Origin of the sequence: Acinetobacter sp. YH12231 (assembly GCF_013417755.1) — a bacterium.
In the GTDB taxonomy this organism is placed as follows: domain Bacteria; phylum Pseudomonadota; class Gammaproteobacteria; order Pseudomonadales; family Moraxellaceae; genus Acinetobacter; species Acinetobacter amyesii.
This window is the reverse complement of sequence record NZ_VPDJ01000010.1, coordinates 87,212-103,276: the sequence shown is the minus strand read 5'-3', so window position 1 is coordinate 103,276 and position 16,065 is coordinate 87,212. Positions and strand designations below refer to the sequence as shown.

General features: G+C 41.4%; 13 protein-coding genes and 1 pseudogene. 3 read left to right on the top strand and 11 right to left on the bottom strand.

The window, feature by feature from the left end:
- Positions 1 to 59: 59 nt before the first annotated feature.
- From lipA to FTV11_RS07940, 3 genes and pseudogenes are all read left to right on the top strand, one after another.
- Complete coding sequence (gene lipA / locus FTV11_RS07950; protein ID WP_180004941.1) at positions 60 to 1,073, top strand: lipoyl synthase; 1,014 nt, start codon at positions 60 to 62, stop codon at positions 1,071 to 1,073.
- Positions 1,074 to 1,485: 412 nt separating this feature from the next.
- Entirely contained in the window at positions 1,486 to 3,999 is a 2,514-nt protein-coding gene (locus tag FTV11_RS07945) for an acyl-CoA dehydrogenase (protein WP_180073763.1), read from the top strand.
- 159 nt (positions 4,000 to 4,158) lie between these two features.
- A pseudogene (locus FTV11_RS07940) lies at positions 4,159 to 4,281 on the top strand (4-carboxymuconolactone decarboxylase); the annotation flags it as partial.
- A gap of 173 nt (positions 4,282 to 4,454) precedes the next feature.
- On the opposite strand, the gene FTV11_RS07935 reads toward FTV11_RS07940, so the two are convergent.
- From FTV11_RS07935 to FTV11_RS07885, 11 genes are all read right to left on the bottom strand, one after another.
- On the bottom strand, positions 4,455 to 5,198 hold the full coding sequence (locus tag FTV11_RS07935) for an N-acetylmuramoyl-L-alanine amidase (protein WP_180073762.1): 744 nt from the start codon (positions 5,196 to 5,198) through the stop codon (positions 4,455 to 4,457).
- On the bottom strand, positions 5,195 to 5,752 hold the full coding sequence (locus tag FTV11_RS07930) for a hypothetical protein (RefSeq protein ID WP_180073761.1): 558 nt from the start codon (positions 5,750 to 5,752) through the stop codon (positions 5,195 to 5,197). Before FTV11_RS07930 ends, FTV11_RS07935 begins: the two co-directional genes overlap by 4 nt.
- Positions 5,753 to 5,814: 62 nt before the next feature.
- Positions 5,815 to 6,552 (bottom strand): leucine-rich repeat protein, encoded by a 738-nt coding sequence (locus FTV11_RS07925; RefSeq protein ID WP_180073760.1) that lies wholly within the window; start codon positions 6,550 to 6,552, stop codon positions 5,815 to 5,817.
- A gap of 2 nt (positions 6,553 to 6,554) precedes the next feature.
- A complete protein-coding gene (locus FTV11_RS07920; protein ID WP_180073759.1) occupies positions 6,555 to 9,584 on the bottom strand; it encodes a hypothetical protein in 3,030 nt (1,009 codons plus the stop codon).
- Positions 9,568 to 9,756: a hypothetical protein gene (locus FTV11_RS07915; protein WP_061519387.1), complete on the bottom strand. Its 189-nt coding sequence runs from the start codon at positions 9,754 to 9,756 to the stop codon at positions 9,568 to 9,570. Before FTV11_RS07915 ends, FTV11_RS07920 begins: the two co-directional genes overlap by 17 nt.
- Entirely contained in the window at positions 9,753 to 9,986 is a 234-nt protein-coding gene (locus FTV11_RS07910) for a hypothetical protein (RefSeq protein WP_180073758.1), read from the bottom strand. Before FTV11_RS07910 ends, FTV11_RS07915 begins: the two co-directional genes overlap by 4 nt.
- 7 nt (positions 9,987 to 9,993) lie before the next feature.
- On the bottom strand, positions 9,994 to 10,911 hold the full coding sequence (locus tag FTV11_RS07905) for a phage BR0599 family protein (RefSeq protein ID WP_180073757.1): 918 nt from the start codon (positions 10,909 to 10,911) through the stop codon (positions 9,994 to 9,996).
- The gene (locus tag FTV11_RS07900; RefSeq protein ID WP_180073756.1) at positions 10,908 to 12,119 is read right to left on the bottom strand and encodes a hypothetical protein; all 1,212 of its coding nucleotides are present in this window, start codon (positions 12,117 to 12,119) and stop codon (positions 10,908 to 10,910) included. Before FTV11_RS07900 ends, FTV11_RS07905 begins: the two co-directional genes overlap by 4 nt.
- Positions 12,120 to 12,143: 24 nt before the next feature.
- On the bottom strand, positions 12,144 to 14,597 hold the full coding sequence (locus FTV11_RS07895) for a hypothetical protein (RefSeq protein WP_180073755.1): 2,454 nt from the start codon (positions 14,595 to 14,597) through the stop codon (positions 12,144 to 12,146).
- Positions 14,598 to 14,656: 59 nt separating this feature from the next.
- Entirely contained in the window at positions 14,657 to 15,049 is a 393-nt protein-coding gene (locus tag FTV11_RS07890) for a hypothetical protein (protein WP_180073754.1), read from the bottom strand.
- Positions 15,050 to 15,129: 80 nt separating this feature from the next.
- Positions 15,130 to 15,795 (bottom strand): hypothetical protein, encoded by a 666-nt coding sequence (locus FTV11_RS07885; protein ID WP_180073753.1) that lies wholly within the window; start codon positions 15,793 to 15,795, stop codon positions 15,130 to 15,132.
- Positions 15,796 to 16,065: the final 270 nt, after the last annotated feature.

Sequence of the window (16,065 nt, the reverse complement as noted above, 5' to 3'; positions counted from 1 at the left end):
ATAATGATTGAGCTAATTTTTTGAATATCTCCTCGTCAAAAACAGTGGAAAAGTTGAATATGTCTGAGAACCGTAAACCTGTACAGGGTGTAAAACTTCGTGGCGCAGAAAAAGTCGCTCGCATACCTGTGAAGGTCGTGCCAACGGTTGAAACGCCTCGTAAGCCTGACTGGATTCGGGTCAAAATGGCTGCCCCTGATGAAGTTCAACGTATTAAAACAACTTTGCGCGCACAAAAATTACATACCGTGTGTGAAGAAGCGGCTTGCCCGAACTTACCTGAATGTTTCGGTGGCGGTACTGCAACCTTTATGATTATGGGCGATATCTGTACTCGTCGTTGCCCATTCTGCGACGTTGCGCATGGTCGTCCCAATGCTCTTGACCCAGATGAACCACGTCACATGGCAGAAACCATTGCCAATCTTGGTTTGAAATATGCCGTAATTACGTCGGTCGACCGTGATGACCTAGTTGATGGCGGCGCACAGCACTTTGTTGACTGTATTAAAGAAGCTCGTGACTTGAGTCCAAAAACACTTTTGGAAATTCTAGTTCCTGACTTCCGTGGTCGTATGGATGTTGCCCTTCGTATTATGACGGAGTGTCCACCTGATGTGTTTAACCACAACATTGAAACCGTGCCACGTTTGTATAAAGCAATGCGTCCGGGCTCTGACTACCAACACTCTCTAAACTTATTAAAAATGTTTAAAGAATACTGCCCAGATGTTCCAACCAAATGTGGTTTGATGGTCGGTATTGGTGAAACTGAAGAAGAAGTGATCGCGTTATTAGACGACTTAAAAGCACACGATGTTGACTATGTCACCATTGGTCAGTACTTACAGCCCTCTAAAGAACATGCACCGATCGATCGTTTCGTTACACCTGAAGAGTTTGATCGTTACACAGCACATGGTCAAAAGCTTGGTTTCAAAAACATTTGGGCTGCACCAATGGTCCGGTCAAGCTACTTTGCTGACCGTCAATACTATGGTGAGCCAGTACCTGCGGTACGTCGTAAAACTGATCCTGCAAAGAAAATTGCAGTGCAAACGATTGAAGCCTAATCACGCAAAGATTTAAAACATCTCAAATTAAAGCCCTCATTGATTGAGGGCTTTTTTTGTGGCTTTCACACACTCAGCCGAATTCGTTTCCCAATATAAGATCTTTCGAAAATAGTGCGTTCCTTAAACGTTATCCAATATATCGAATCATCAAAGTTTACGTAATGTGACATTTCTTTGCCCGATAGGGATTGTGTTGTGATTATTTATTAATCAATCTATTGATAACACTTTATTTGCGCTTTCATGATATTCGCGCAATTGTCCAATCATACTCACCAGCCGAGTGATGCCATTTTGACAGTCTCATGCACTTTAAAATCAGAAAGACAAAAGATGAGATCATTTTTAAACGCATGTAGGCTGTTTTAAACGCATAACGCTCTGGCCCTTGTCACTGGAGCCATAACAAATGCTATTTATACTCAGTGCCGTACTCTTTATTTTTGCTCTTTGGGCCGTTTTTTTCTTTGAACTTTCACGAGCTGTAGGCGCGATAACACTGATATTCGTTTCAATTGCACTCGCCTTTTTAAGCCCATGGTCATTAATACTTGGCATCCCGCTTATTGCTTTAAGTTTAATTGTGTTGATTGATCCACTGAGGCTCAATCTACTCACCAAACCTGCCTATAAAACCTTAGCAAATGCGATGCCGAGTATGAGTACTACGGAACGTGAAGCGTTGGATGCAGGAACAAGTTGGTGGGAAAAAGAGCTATTTATGGGTGCGCCTGATTGGAAAAAATTTGAGGCTTATCCCTATCCACAGCTTAGTGCAGAAGAACAATCCTTCATTGATAATGAAGTCGAGCAACTTTGTGCCATGCTCAACGAATGGGATATTCACCATAAACATAAAGACCTCCCACCAGAAGCTTGGCAATTCATTAAGGATAATGGTTTCTTAGGACTGGTGATTCCAAAATCGTATGGAGGACGTAAATTTAGTTCATTTGCACAAAGCCGTGTCATGAGCAAGATTGCATCCCGCTCACTGACTGCCGCAGTCAGTTGTATGGTGCCCAACTCGCTTGGACCCGGGGAATTGCTACTACACTATGGTACTGAAGCACAAAAAGATAGATATCTCCCAGGCCTTGCAAAAGGTGAAGAAATTCCATGTTTTGGACTCACCAGTCCTGAAGCCGGTTCGGATGCAGGCGCTATTCCAGATACAGGTGTCGTCTGTTATGGCACCTTTGAGGGACAACAAGTGCTCGGCTTAAATATGAACTTCTCCAAACGCTGGATTACTCTTGCACCAATTGCCACCGTCATTGGTCTTGCATTTAAGTTATACGATCCAGATGGCTTATTGGGAGATAAAAATAAAACGGAATATGGTATCACCTGCGCGCTGCTACCGGCGAGTCATGACGGTGTCATTACAGGCCCTCGTCATAATCCAGGCTCACCATTTATGAATGGGACAGTTGAAGGTAAAGATGTCTTTATTCCCTTAGACTGGATCATTGGTGGGATTGAAAATGCAGGCAAAGGCTGGCGTATGCTGATGGAATGCTTAGCGGTTGGTCGTGGTATTTCACTCCCTGCATTGTCAACGGCAGCCGGTGAAATGGCATATCTAAATGTCGGTGCATTTGCCAAAGTTCGTCAGCAGTTTAAAATTTCCGTGGGTAATTTTGAAGGTGTACAAGAAGCTTCGAGTGATATCGCATCAGATGCTTATATGCTTGAAGCATTCCGCTATTTGGTGACTTGTGGTTTAAACCAAGGCGGCAAACCTGCTGTAATGACTGCAATGGCCAAATACTATGCCACTGAAACCATGCGGAAAGTGGTGAATCATGGCATGGACATCGTCGGTGGACGTGCCGTGCAAATGGGACCTCGTAATTTTTTAGCTTTGAATTATCAAGCCATTCCTGTGTCAATTACCGTCGAAGGCGCCAATATTCTAAGTCGCTCTCTAATGATTTTTGGACAAGGCTCAATGCGGTGCCATCCATATTTATTTGAAGAGCTACAATTAATTCAAGCCAAAGATAAGGACACTGCACTCAATACATTCAACGAAATGCTCTTTAAGCACTTGGGCTATACTTTTAACCGAACTGCACGTGCCTTTGCTTATGCGTTCACTGGTGGCCCATCAGACTCACCTGCTTCAGCAGATGAATTTAGTCGCCCCTACTATAAAAAAATTAACCGCTTTAGTGCCGATTTCGCGCTGACTGCAGATATGTGTCTTGGCCTATTAGCCGGCGATATTAAACGTAAAGAAATGCTCTCTGGACGACTTGCAGACATTCACTCTTATTTATTTATCGCGACAGCTATTCTTAAATATTATGAACAAGGTCAAAGAAGTGAAGCTGAACAATTACATGCGCAACTTGCATTAGATAAAGCTTTGTACAATGTTGAAGAAGCTTTCCATGGCTTATTTGATAACTTCCCAATGCGACTAGCAGCAAGCGTAGTAAAAATCATCTGCTTTCCGTTTGGACGAGTTGTTGCTAAACCGACAGACCGTTTAAAACGTGAAGTTGCCACTCAAATGATGCTAGACAATACTTTCCGCCAAGAACTGAAAAAGCACGTGTATTACAGCACTGCAGCAGATGAAGTTTCTGGTCGTATGGAAAATGCCTTTTTACAATTGTTGAAAATTGAACCGCTGTGGAACCAATTTAAAAAAGCTGAATCTAAAGGCCAATTCAAAGGTTTAACTTTTGAAGCACATATAGAAGATGCGATTGCACAAAAAGTCATTACAGCCTCTGAAGCTGAACAGCTCAGCACTTACAACATTCAACGCTATGACAGTATGCTCACAGATGTATTTGACATGCAGCTCATCCACGAACTTGAGCTATCCAATCCACATTTAACCATTTCACCAGAAGTGAAAAAGCAACAACACACTGATGATGAACCAGAAGCCTTCCTGCGTTATTAATCAACTTCTTCATCGATTTTGAGCTTTATTTTTCTCAAAATAAAAGCCATTCCACTGTTAAACAATGGGATGGCTTTTTTATACGACCATCAGCCAATGGTATCGCAGAGTCAAAGGTATAGGCTGTACTGCAAAATTACATCACAGAGGGTTTGCTACATGTCACAACAAGATTATGAAAATGGCTTAAAAGTTCGTACTGAAGTTATGGGTGAAAGTTTCGTTAAACGTGCTCAAGACAATACCGTGCCATTTACTCAACCTTTGCAAGATTGGATTAATTAATTTTAAAAACAATGTAAAATCAACATTATAAAACCGTATATCGATTTTAAGGCGTAAATTTGGAGTAAATAAAGGCCCATCAAAGAGCCTTCACACATATCCCCACATTCACATTCGTTGTGATTGAGTGAGCTGTGCAACCTGATAGCAGGATGCACGGTAATATAACTTTAATTACGCTTTTCATAGTCGATCAGCACTTCAGCCACAGCTTTTGCAGCCAGCCAGTAGTGCGCATTGAATCTGGAAAGTTCATCTTCATTTGAAATAAAGCCAAGCTCAACAATTAAACCGCCAGCATTCACGTATGCCAGTCGACCACGCGCAGATTTAGATTGATCAATCCAACCATTATCTCCACGTAAGCGACTGCCTAATGCATCTGCTACAGCTTTGGATAACTTTTGAGCCAAGACCTTATCTTTTGGCAATGCAATCGTTTCAATGCCATTCGCCTGTTTTGAAGTTGCTGCATTCATGTGAAATTCGACTGCTACACTTGAGCCTTTAATTAATTTTACCGCAGCAGACAGTTGGTCATTCTTGGTGCCAGTACCATCGGTTTTGACCTGCAATCCAGCTTCACGCAAATAATGAGTCACTGCGTTGCGGAAGTTGACGACCAACTCAGCTTCTTTATATTTGCCGTTGACTGCACCCGGATCAGAGTTGCTATGCCCTGCTGTCACAGCCACAAAACCCAAAGGCTGATGCAAATTTGGCTGTGCAATTTTACGGCCTAACCAACTTAGTGCTGGCAATACTGTGCCAATAATGAAAGGCGCATATTGTTCAGGGATAAAATTAAAGTCTAACGCCCATTGAATAACTAAAACTGCAAGCATTAAAAAAGCCCCCAGTAGCGGGAGCTTTACAGATAAGTACTGAAGCGCACTTTCTTGGATTAATTTCATTTTTCCTCTCTCATATTTCGCTCATAAAGTTTGTTTCGGATTTCTTCAACCGTTCTTAACAGTTGATCAGATTGTTTTTCAAGAACCTGAATGCTTTGAGCGTTGGTCGTGGCTTGAGTATTTACTGTGTCTGTCTTGCTCGTCTGAGTATTCCAAGCAACGACGAATAGACCCGCTAAGAAAATGCCACCAAAGCGCACAAGGTTGGTAATACTGTCAATCTTGGTTTTACTTTCATGTAGCACTCTGATCTGTGAGTCCACCTCCTTAAATCTTGGCTCAACTTCATTTCTGAGCTGCTTAATCTCACTTTTGAAGTTTGACTTTGCTTGGTCTAAATCTTCTTGCAGATTGTCACGAGTTTGTGTTAAGTCATTGCGAGTCTGTTGATGCTCTTTGTTGAGTTGCTCTAACTGCATATTCATACGGTCAAGCTTCTGTGGCATTTCAGCAAGCTTATCCATATTTTTTGATATGTCGTTAATCTTGTCTGAGATGGCAAGAAGCTGCCCTGCTGTTGCTACTGGTGGATCAGTTGTGTAGTCATTTGGCATTGCGCCACCTAATTTTTGGCAATAAAAAAGCACCCGGTTGGGTGCATAAAAATATTAAAGTTCTAAATTGCTTGAATTCTTGCTGCAAAAACAGACCATTTCGCTGCAGCTTGATATGCAGCTACAGACCCAGCAGGTACTTTAATAATGCATGAAGCATCCAGTCCTTCAAAAGTAGTGCTTTGTATTTCTGGTGGTGTTGTAGCTCTACATATTAGAGTATGGCAAGCAGTCAAACCATAAAACGCGCTAGGCCCACATGTTAGTAGTGTTTCCGGGAGATCCAAGACAAGTAATTCCTCCCATCCAGAAAAACCAAGCTGATTAACAGTTTTAAGTGAGCTGGGAAGTTTTAGTGTTGTTGCTTTTGACCATCCTAGAAATGATCTAACTCCGATCGACTCAATAGAGTCTGGTAATATTAAAAATAATGACTCTATCCAATTTCTGAATGCATTTGATGATACAGATGATATGCCCCCAATTAATTCCAAACCTTTGGCTTTACTAAACATATTAGTATTACCAAAAGAAGTTGTTGCATCAAAGCTTGAATCTTGGATTATTCCGCTCAGTCCGCTTATTGTGATTTCACCAATGTTTAGCGGGAAATTATTGATATTACCACTGAACTGAATAACACCACCGCCAGTTGTATCGCTTGGAGCAAAAAGCTCAATTGTTTTTATTGCGGCATCTTTTTCTGCTGTGACAGTAACCTTTTGACCACCCGTGTAATTAGATAAAAAAGGGACTGTAAAGTCCCCGTTTGCATCCGCAATTCCTGTATAAATAGCCATTCTTACTCCTGAATCTCAATTGTAATTGTTGAGCCCGCAGGGGCTTTACCACTGATGCTTGTGCCGTCAAATTTCATATTTGCACTTAATGATTCATCTACAACAACATTGATATTTGCGGTTGGAACAGTATTCCCAACAACGCTAGATCCATTTGTTGTTGCAGTTAAAATTAAACTTGCAGCTTCAATAAAGAATGAGTGCTCAAATTTTTGATATGACTCATAACCATCCCGCACAGACCAAAGTTTTAATGTATGCGGTTTATTTGGTTTTAATACAGATGCAAGAACTGTCACAGTATTTGCAGCAATATTTGACTGAGAATCTAAAACCACATTTTCAGAAATCAACTCATAAGCATATGTGACACCACTTTCTACAGTTACATCGCCATCGTACCAACCGAGAATCCCGCCACCCGTTTGCTGCACTCGGTTTCGATGTACCCATACCAAAACAATGTCATTTGTTACCAGTAGAGTTTCCGGCCAATAAGAGCCATTAATTTTGACATTGGCTGGTGGGTAAGGTCTGAATGCACGTGCATTCATTTCAATAGCAATTGAGCCATTATTTTCAAGCATGCCAGACGGAGTGGTTGTGAGAGCCGACACAAGAACTTCCTCACCAGCAACATATTCGGTCGAATCAAAAGCAACATCATTTCCACAGAAATAAAGTTTTGTGCCTACTCCCCATTCTTGCGGTAATGAATCAAGCGCACCACGTTTCACACTCACAACACCGGTATATGCATCAACACTTTGAAAGACCATCCACTCACCCGGTGTTCCAATCCAGTCACTACCACATTTAACCAAAGTACCAACTTGCAAGCCTGCGATTGCTAGACTATCTTTAACTGTGAAGCTTGTTGATGTTTTTGAAATGATCTGATCGAGTTCAGCGACAGGCTCGTAGTTAATTGTCGCAGCACGAAGCCATTCCCCCCCCTCAGCGCCATCATGCGTCATCATTACTGCGTAAAGAGAATTTGACTGCGGTTTTTCTGCTACCACACCAACTAAGCCAAAGTTATTTTCATAACCAAATTCTTCATCAACTTGACGCTGACCAAGTGCCATTACTGCCAAGTAATAAGGCATTTCAAAGGGCTCGTACTGACAAGCCAAAGGTGGTTTAACACCAACATCAATAGGCTCATCAATCACGATATTTGAAGATAAAGTGCCTGAATACGGCACAACCTCAACAAAATCAATCGATACATCAGCACCCGTACCAAGATTAATTTTCATGATCCGAACTGTAATTTCACCTTGCCACTTCCGCGGCCAAGCTAATTTCAAAAGGTCATAGCGATTCCATTTGCGTGCGTTGTACTCAGCTGTTGTGAAAGAGCCTTTCCATACTGGCGTTGACATCTGCTTCAATTTCCATTGCGCAACAACCGCAGCATTACGCTGATTCATGAAATATGGAAAATCAGCATCGCCTGACACTTCAACACCTCCTAAATTGCGTATTGCGGCATTTTCAGAAATAGAAAAGGATGAGTCTTTAATTGCATCCCGATTATAAAAACTGACATTCAACTTGTTAATTAACTCATCAGTAAACACTGGCGGATCAAGCTGCATATTCTTAATTTTATTGACAGCAATGGTGTGAATTTCACTTTCTTCAAACCAGTCATCACGAAACAAAACCATTTCATAAAGGCCTGTTTGGCGATTTACACGCACACCAGCTTCGATGTGTCCGCATAATTCTTCAATTGCTTCCAAGCATGATTTTTCAGTAACTGACCATGAGATTCCAAGACCTTCATCCCAAATTCGATCTGCTGCTTTCATGAAATTAATATCATTCACATCAGATTCTGGCTTATTTATCGCTGTGTCATCAGTGAGAATTTCACGAATTTTGTGAATTGGGTTGATGTCTGGCGATTCCATTTCATATTGTTCAAACCCTGGGCCAGTATCGTATATTTCAAGACTTAAGTCACCGGTATATACAGATTTCTGAAAATTAGCAGATGGTCGACTCACTATTGATTTGAAACCGATAATAGCTTGCGGCAATCTAAAAACATACTCAACACGATAAACGCGAGCATCTGTAAAATGATCTGGCTCATGATATCCAATAAACTCTTGTTTTGATGAAATAACATCACCAATTGGAACAATTGAAAAATCAGCACCATATACAACAACTTCTGCTGCAATTTTCAAAAATCCGTAAATGTGGGAAACTATAAGCTCTCTTTTATATGTAGCTCTTATTGTTTTCCCTATATCTTCAGGTACCCATATCCCGTCAATTACAGTATTATTGTCATTCTTCTCAACATATAGAATGTTGTTGGATTTTCCAGTAAAAAAAACTGTAGCCAAAGTATCAATATCGGGTTGAGTATTCACAACAACTTGAGTTTGATATGATCTTTTTATGTTTATTGTTTTTTCACCAACCGAAACATTACCTTGATACTGAATCATCTTGTAAGAGCCAATCTCACAAACAACAGCACCGTCACCCCGCATTTCATACCACTGCCTACGACCATCATTTCGGATTCTCGTGCGCTTCACCCAAAGCAACATCTCTTTCATGTAGCCAGAGTTGCCGAGGTAAAACCCTTTTCCCGGCACAATTCCATCTTCATACTCATCTGCGAGATCTTGAAGATCTTCATCACTCATGCCTTGAAATTGACTTGCTAAAACATTCCCGCTAAATGAAATGTAGGATTGATAAGGATATGCAGACACAGGCATTCCTATATCTGCCATGTATTTGGCATATGCTGAATCTTCATACTGGCCATTTTTTCCATATTTAACGCAAATTACCCCGCTAATCCCCCCTTCATTCTCACCATATAAATTAGGAGAATGCACATACCTCAACTGCCCGTCCCCTGTAGGCACAATTCTTCCAGTTATCCACATCCGTTTATCAAAATTAATCGCATGTAACGCTTCAATTGGATTGCCGATGAATAATAAAAAATTGGCAAAATAGCGATATCCAACGACCTGACTACTGCTTCCGCCCATTTGCCACCTCTACAACCTGCATTGCCATTGCATCATTCGTATTAATAAAGTCCTGAGCATCACGCCCATTCTTCAGAAAATCCTGCCAATCCCAACCTTGAGCCAAAAAAAATGCCCGCGATCCGCGAGCACACATTTTGGCTTTCCGTAAATCCGAGATATAAATTTTCATTTTTTACCACCCTTTGCCTTAATCGGAGTAGTAGTCTGCCCCCAAATATGCGTGATATTTCCATACATATGTGGACTGCCTGCGATATCACTAAATGAGGTGCCTTCATCCGCAATTGTTCCATCCAGTTGATTTGGCTTTTGTTGGTTTTTTTTTTGCATCTTGCGCATCTGCATGTAGTTGTAGACACCTACAGCGATACTCACTAATGCCGCAATTAAAATAAACATTGGGACCTCACTTAATTAACTGTGTTTCCAATGGGTTTTGACTCGGAATAAATGGATGCCCTGCAAAATTTAGACTGTTATTAAGTTTTTCATGGCAGGTTTTTAACGATTGATCACAGCCCGGTGCCACACGCACCACATCACCAACTTTTAAACCGACGTGCTGACGATAAAGGTTTAGAGAACTTCCACCGCCCGACGTAATTGTGGTGTAAACACCATCTTTCACTAACAGACCTAAATTCAGCCATCCAGCAGGATATGCTTTAGTTTCCATGATCGGTGCGCCGTTTTCATAAGTAAGATTGCCTTGACCGTCTAAAACAGGTTGACCTAGTTCATCTAAAACAGGGATTTGTTCAAAGACCGGATTACCCTGCTCATCGAGCACCTGTGTTGGCACCACACTAAAACTTACAACCAAACCTGATACCGCTGTGACCACTACTTCAAATGACAGCTTCTCAAAATCCAAACCACACCAACGGTCGTAGATGGAATTCGGACATGAAGGCTGAAATTTGCGCGTCAAAATATTGCGGTTTAAGTACGATTCGCCCGTCTCACACACCAACGTCAGCGTGTCTGCATCTTCATCAAATTTCGGCTGCGTCACACGGCCTTTATGTAATACCAAGGTTTCGTTTTGATACAACTCAAGGATTGTGACAGTTACGCCCCCATAAAAGATTTTCCCCGCAAATACTGCAGCAAGGTTTTCACCTTCCGCATTTAATAAGCTCATTTGCGGAAGTGTTACTTCGGTATCACACTTATCAATGCTTTCATCTTCAATCGCAGTACGTGAAAGTCCACGAATTGGCAGATATTCAATACCTGCGTGTGTGATTACTTTGCGCTGATTGGTGAAATACCAAGTGCGAGTACCGTGCTTAAATTGATAAAGTTCCGCTCTCGTTTTCATGATGAAAGCTCCACGATTGGCACTGTGACTTGCGTTTTATGTGCGCCTAAAAATTGAAATTCGATCTGATCTGCATCAAGCCGATGCAAACCTAAATAGCAAATGGTTTGGATGTTGCTACGTTGAGCATTGATTGCTGGCGATACAGTGAGTGAACCGCCTGTTTTTGCAGTAATCGTGTGTGCTGTCCAAGTGCCGTCTTTACGCTTCACAGCAATGTGCTTACGGTCTGCTTCAAGCAAATACTTTGTGTTTGTGCTGAGTGAAGTTGTAATGTTTCCAGTATTGAGAATATTCAAATGCTTCTCATATAACGGCATCCAAAATGCCTGAAAACGCCCCATTCGACGAAACAAAAACTTTCGATACTCCGTGTATTGGTTCCAGTCACGTAGTAACGACTTAAATGGTTTTAAATATCGTGGCTTGGCCCAATGGGTAAAATCCTGAAAGCCACCAACATCGCCATCGACAATGTTTTGATGTTGGGTCAGTGTCATTTCTAACGAGTTGCCATCTAATAGCAAAGGCTTGAAGTAAATATCATCACCAAGGAATTGCTCAGGCACATCAGCTTCAAATTCAGGCGAATCCTCTGCAATCACGCGAAAAACCACACTTGAGTTGGACCAAAATCCACCAGTATTGATTGATGCATCGCCATCAATAATGCAAATCCGCAGCGGCATGATTGCTGCATTGGTTGCTGTCACATTGGCTGCAAGTCGGAAGCCATCCTGATACTCAGTAATCAATTCTTGAATAATTTCATCCGTTTCAGGATCTCGAATTTCTTCTTGCACAATGACGTAGCGACCTATGCTCACAGTCTCAGCAACTTGAGCACCTTCAGAACTTTCAAGCAAAATAAAACCGACTCTAAGGTCGGCTTGGTGTGCTGTCGTGTTCATAACAATGAAGTCACTATCTTCAAGATTTGGAATAATCTGTCTAAACTGCGGCAGTGGAATACCCCACTGTTTACGCAAATTTGCATAGAGCATGTGGAACATGTCACCCATGGCTTTACGCATATTCACATAGTTGAAGCTCAAGACTTGACGAGGTGCATCACGCTGAATGTATCGAATTTCACTACCATCAAACGATTCATGCACCTCGGTTTTAAACTCTAAGCGCTCGGTCGAATCAAGCAGAGGGCAATTTGTTAATACGTGTACTTCGCCATATTTGGTTTGTATTTTCATTTTGTCCTCAAAAATAACCCTGAGTTAAACGCCCAAGGCTGAACGATTTCGTTTAAAGAACTTCACAAATGCTTTTGTGCCGTCAGGACTGAATAAGTAATCACTCAGACTTTCACGCTCATCCACAATAACGAAGTTCGGGTTTAGGTTTACTTGAGATTGACCACTTGAGTTTTGGGCTTGGGAAAGATAGTTAGTCAAATCCTTATTTTGTTGAGGGTTCAACACACGTTCACCGCCATCGAGCAGCCAAGTACCCTCTTTCGGAATGTTATCTATACCGTTGTGGGCCATACCAACCGGACTCAACGCTGAAACCGCAGCCTGAAGCAAACCAGTTTCCATCGTTGCCATTGCAACAGCAGGCAAGTTATATGGAAACGGTGCTGACGCCCACGCAGCTGAAATTGCTTGATAACTATTTAACGCTGTAGAGAATAATGCAAAGCCTTTTTGAACTCCGCCGAGTATTGCGTATGCGGCACTAGAAGAGTCAACCAAGCCCATCATCATGCCTGCAAAATCAGCACCGTACTGGGCACCGTATGACATCTGCATGGCCAAACGCTGTTGTTGATACTCCTCTTCTGTCAGTAGCATCTGCTTACGCGCTTCAGCAAGCAGATCCATATCTTCTTGGTATGGCGATTTATCCAAGCCCATCATGGACTTGTAGTCTCCCCATACCTGTTCACGCTCAGCGTTTGATTCTAAACCTTGATTGAAGTTAGCCTCTTTTACCAGGCTCTGTTTCATTTCAGGTGAATATTCAGCAGTATTGAGAATTTCTTCTCGTACCAATGCGTAATATTCTTTGGCGTAGTCGGCAGCAGATATCCAGTGGCGTTTGGCTTCGAGGAGTTGTTTTGATTGGGCTATCCGCAATTTATCAGTTTCAATCTTATACATCTCGTTCAGCGATTGAATCTTTGCCTCACGCTGTTCTTTTGTGAGCTTTTCATCAGCCATAACTTCTTGATGCTTAATGTTGAATGAATACTCGAGCTTTTTAGCTTCAGTTAATCGATGTTCTGATATTTCAAATCCGAATTGCATTTCAGAGAGTTTTTTAGTTTGCTCGTATCGCGCTTGGGCCATGGAAATGTATTTATCCATGCCGTTTTCACGAAGCCGCACAATCTCTTCTTCAAGCTCAATTTCTTTCTGAATTGGCTCGGCAGCGTAATCATGAATAATTCGCTTGCGCTCTTCCAAAATTCGATTTTGTGCTTGAAGCGCCTTATTGTTTTCTTTTGTGGATTTAGCCGCCTTATCTTGCTTTCCTGCAAGTTCACCCAGGCCATCATTAACGCCTTTATTCCCGCCTATGGTTTGACTTAACTCTCGGATACCGCGAAGCTGTTCTGCCTTTTTCGAACTTCCACTACTCCACATTTTATCCAAGCGATCTGCAGCACCCATTACAGTTTCATGCATATCACCTTTAATTTCTTTGGTTAGAGCAGCAATCTCACCTCTTGCTTCGTATGCAGCCTTGGCAACACCTAATGGATTCATTTCATACCAATCCATTTCGTTCCAAATTGCGCCACCAATCGCTGCCATACCCCCAAGTGCTTTACCAACCAATTGGATTGCCGTTACCGCGCCAATAGCTACAGCAGCTAAAGCTTTTAGGGTTTTAGCAATACCTTCAGCAACTTTTTCAAATTGCAGTCCTTGCTCAGAACCTCCAAAAAATGCCTCTGCAATATCTACGAACGCCGGAATGACTGCTTGCATCAATTGGTTTTTAGCGCCTTGCATCTGTAAATCAAGCATATAAACTTGATCTTTTAGCAATTTTGCAGACTCAACCGTTTGGTCGGTCATAATGATGCCTGCACGTTCCGCCATATCCCCATATAACTTCAGGCCTTCACCACCGTTTGCTAACAATGGATATAGATCTGTCAAGTCGGATGCCATACTTTCCAAATAAAATGACATTTGTTGGTGGGATACGCCTGCTTCTTCTAACTTTTTCACATACAGTTGCAGTGCATCTGGCCCACTGAGTTTTTGCATTTCAAGGATTAGTTTCTTTGCTCCTTCAGCACCGCCCTCGGTTTTCATTGCAATTTGTTCAAAGAAATCTACACCACCGCCTGCACCTATGGTTGTAAGCTCTCCAAGTTTCTCATTGAAGTCTTTCATCATATCGGAGAGCTTTTCTTGCTCAATACCAAACGCTCCAGCTCCAGCTGCCATTTTTTGGAATTCTTGGGTTGTTGTATTTGCCCTAAATGCAAATTTCTCTAACTCCGTAGCCTGTTGAGCTGTTGAGTACGCCATTCCCGCCAATGCCGTAACTCCACTGGCTGCAAGACCTAAAACTGCAGCACCATACAGGTTCACATTCTTTCGCATGTTATCGAAGCTGGTTTTCGTCTGCTTCTCCGCATCTTTTATTGGCCCAACAAAGCTACCCACCTTGGCAACTAGATCTAATGTTAATGTTCCAAGTTTGGTGCTCATATAAAACCTCAGGCAATAAAAAACCGCCTTGATGGGCGGTTGTTTTGTATCGTTTAAAGTTAGACCATACAGTCTATGTAGAAATGGTTTGCATACTCGGATGCAACAGTACTTAACTCTTTTCCGCTATACATAATTGGATGTTTGAAACTATCGACAATTATTAATTGCATAACTTTTTTAGCTGAAGGCTCATCATCACTAATTACAGAAAACATCTTCTCTGCACTAACACCACTTTGTCTTGCTTTAAAAGAGCTTTCTGCAAATTTAGAAAGCGCAGAACAATTATTATTTTTTATTTCTGGATCGATTTCCACATCTGTTTTGGTTGTTATTAAGCTTGGTGAGTACGCTCCATCCTCGAGCACTTTAGTGTATTTATCTATTAAATCAGCTTTAGTAATTGAGCAAGAAAACAAAGTTATAAAAACAAGTAGTTTGGATTTCATAACCCACCCCAAAAAATTATTAATTTAGGACAAGATACTAATTTTACAGTCAAAAAGAAACCGCCCGAAGGCGGCTTACTTTAGAAGTTGTATCGAATACCAGCTTTGTAGGTCATGCCGTCAATATCTAAGTCTGAGCTATTTCCAGAAACACACAACCCATCTATACACGCCTCAGAGTCGCGATTGAAAAACCATTTATAACCAAGGTTCCCAAATATCTCAAAGTTAGAGTTAAGTTGGTGCCCAACTTCTAAGTATAACGGAAGTGTTATGTAATTAAGCTCAAGAGAAACATGCATATCGTAATATGGGTCGTATGCTTTTTCATCTAGCCAAGCATACCCAATACCACCTCCCGCCGATGCATAATTTTTATCATTCTCAAGAAATTTATAATTTAAACCTAGGACTACTTCACTAAAATCCATTTCTGAAGCATCTTGGAATGCGTACTCCATATACAATGATGTTTTAGGCGCAATATATGTTCCAGCATTCAAAAAGAATCCATTAAAACGCTCATCCCCACCAAATTCGCTTGAGCCAATTTTTGATCCCGCATAACCTGCAGAAACATAACCACCAGACGGTAAATAGCCATTATTTGTAGATGATCTATTTTGTACTGTATTTGCGGAAGCACCTAAAGGTAATGGCTCACCTGATTGAAGAACGATTGCATTTTCAGCTGTGGCCAAAGATGAAATTAAAGATAAAGTACCGATTGCTAATAATTTTTTCATACTACCCCCTAAAAGTAAGGTGATAAATTACTCAATTATTTAAAAAAAGTCTATATAGGTAAAAGAAAACCTCCCGAAGGAGGTCTATGTTTTTCATTATAGCAATAACAACCCTTAATTTGAGTCCCAAGTGCCAAATTTGGTCTTTGCTTCGAAACCCTCAATTTGAGTGTCTCGATATGCAAATCCTCATATCGCCTCTGTAAATTTGCAGACCCCCTCTAGGTCAAGTTGACCGAGCAGATCACTCCTCAAATATAAGGTTTAAAA

Excerpts from the sequence above, each read along its gene's own strand:
- lipA (WP_180004941.1), top strand. The coding sequence starts at position 60 with ATGTCTGAGAACCGTAAACCTGTACAGGGTGTAAAACTTCGTGGCGCA.
- FTV11_RS07945 (WP_180073763.1), top strand. The coding sequence starts at position 1,486 with ATGCTATTTATACTCAGTGCCGTACTCTTTATTTTTGCTCTTTGGGCC.
- FTV11_RS07935 (WP_180073762.1), bottom strand. The coding sequence starts at position 5,198 with ATGAAATTAATCCAAGAAAGTGCGCTTCAGTACTTATCTGTAAAGCTC.
- FTV11_RS07930 (WP_180073761.1), bottom strand. The coding sequence starts at position 5,752 with ATGCCAAATGACTACACAACTGATCCACCAGTAGCAACAGCAGGGCAG.
- FTV11_RS07925 (WP_180073760.1), bottom strand. The coding sequence starts at position 6,552 with ATGGCTATTTATACAGGAATTGCGGATGCAAACGGGGACTTTACAGTC.
- FTV11_RS07920 (WP_180073759.1), bottom strand. The coding sequence starts at position 9,584 with ATGGGCGGAAGCAGTAGTCAGGTCGTTGGATATCGCTATTTTGCCAAT.
- FTV11_RS07915 (WP_061519387.1), bottom strand. The coding sequence starts at position 9,756 with ATGAAAATTTATATCTCGGATTTACGGAAAGCCAAAATGTGTGCTCGC.
- FTV11_RS07910 (WP_180073758.1), bottom strand. The coding sequence starts at position 9,986 with ATGTTTATTTTAATTGCGGCATTAGTGAGTATCGCTGTAGGTGTCTAC.
- FTV11_RS07905 (WP_180073757.1), bottom strand. The coding sequence starts at position 10,911 with ATGAAAACGAGAGCGGAACTTTATCAATTTAAGCACGGTACTCGCACT.
- FTV11_RS07900 (WP_180073756.1), bottom strand. The coding sequence starts at position 12,119 with ATGAAAATACAAACCAAATATGGCGAAGTACACGTATTAACAAATTGC.
- FTV11_RS07895 (WP_180073755.1), bottom strand. The coding sequence starts at position 14,597 with ATGAGCACCAAACTTGGAACATTAACATTAGATCTAGTTGCCAAGGTG.
- FTV11_RS07890 (WP_180073754.1), bottom strand. The coding sequence starts at position 15,049 with ATGAAATCCAAACTACTTGTTTTTATAACTTTGTTTTCTTGCTCAATT.
- FTV11_RS07885 (WP_180073753.1), bottom strand. The coding sequence starts at position 15,795 with ATGAAAAAATTATTAGCAATCGGTACTTTATCTTTAATTTCATCTTTG.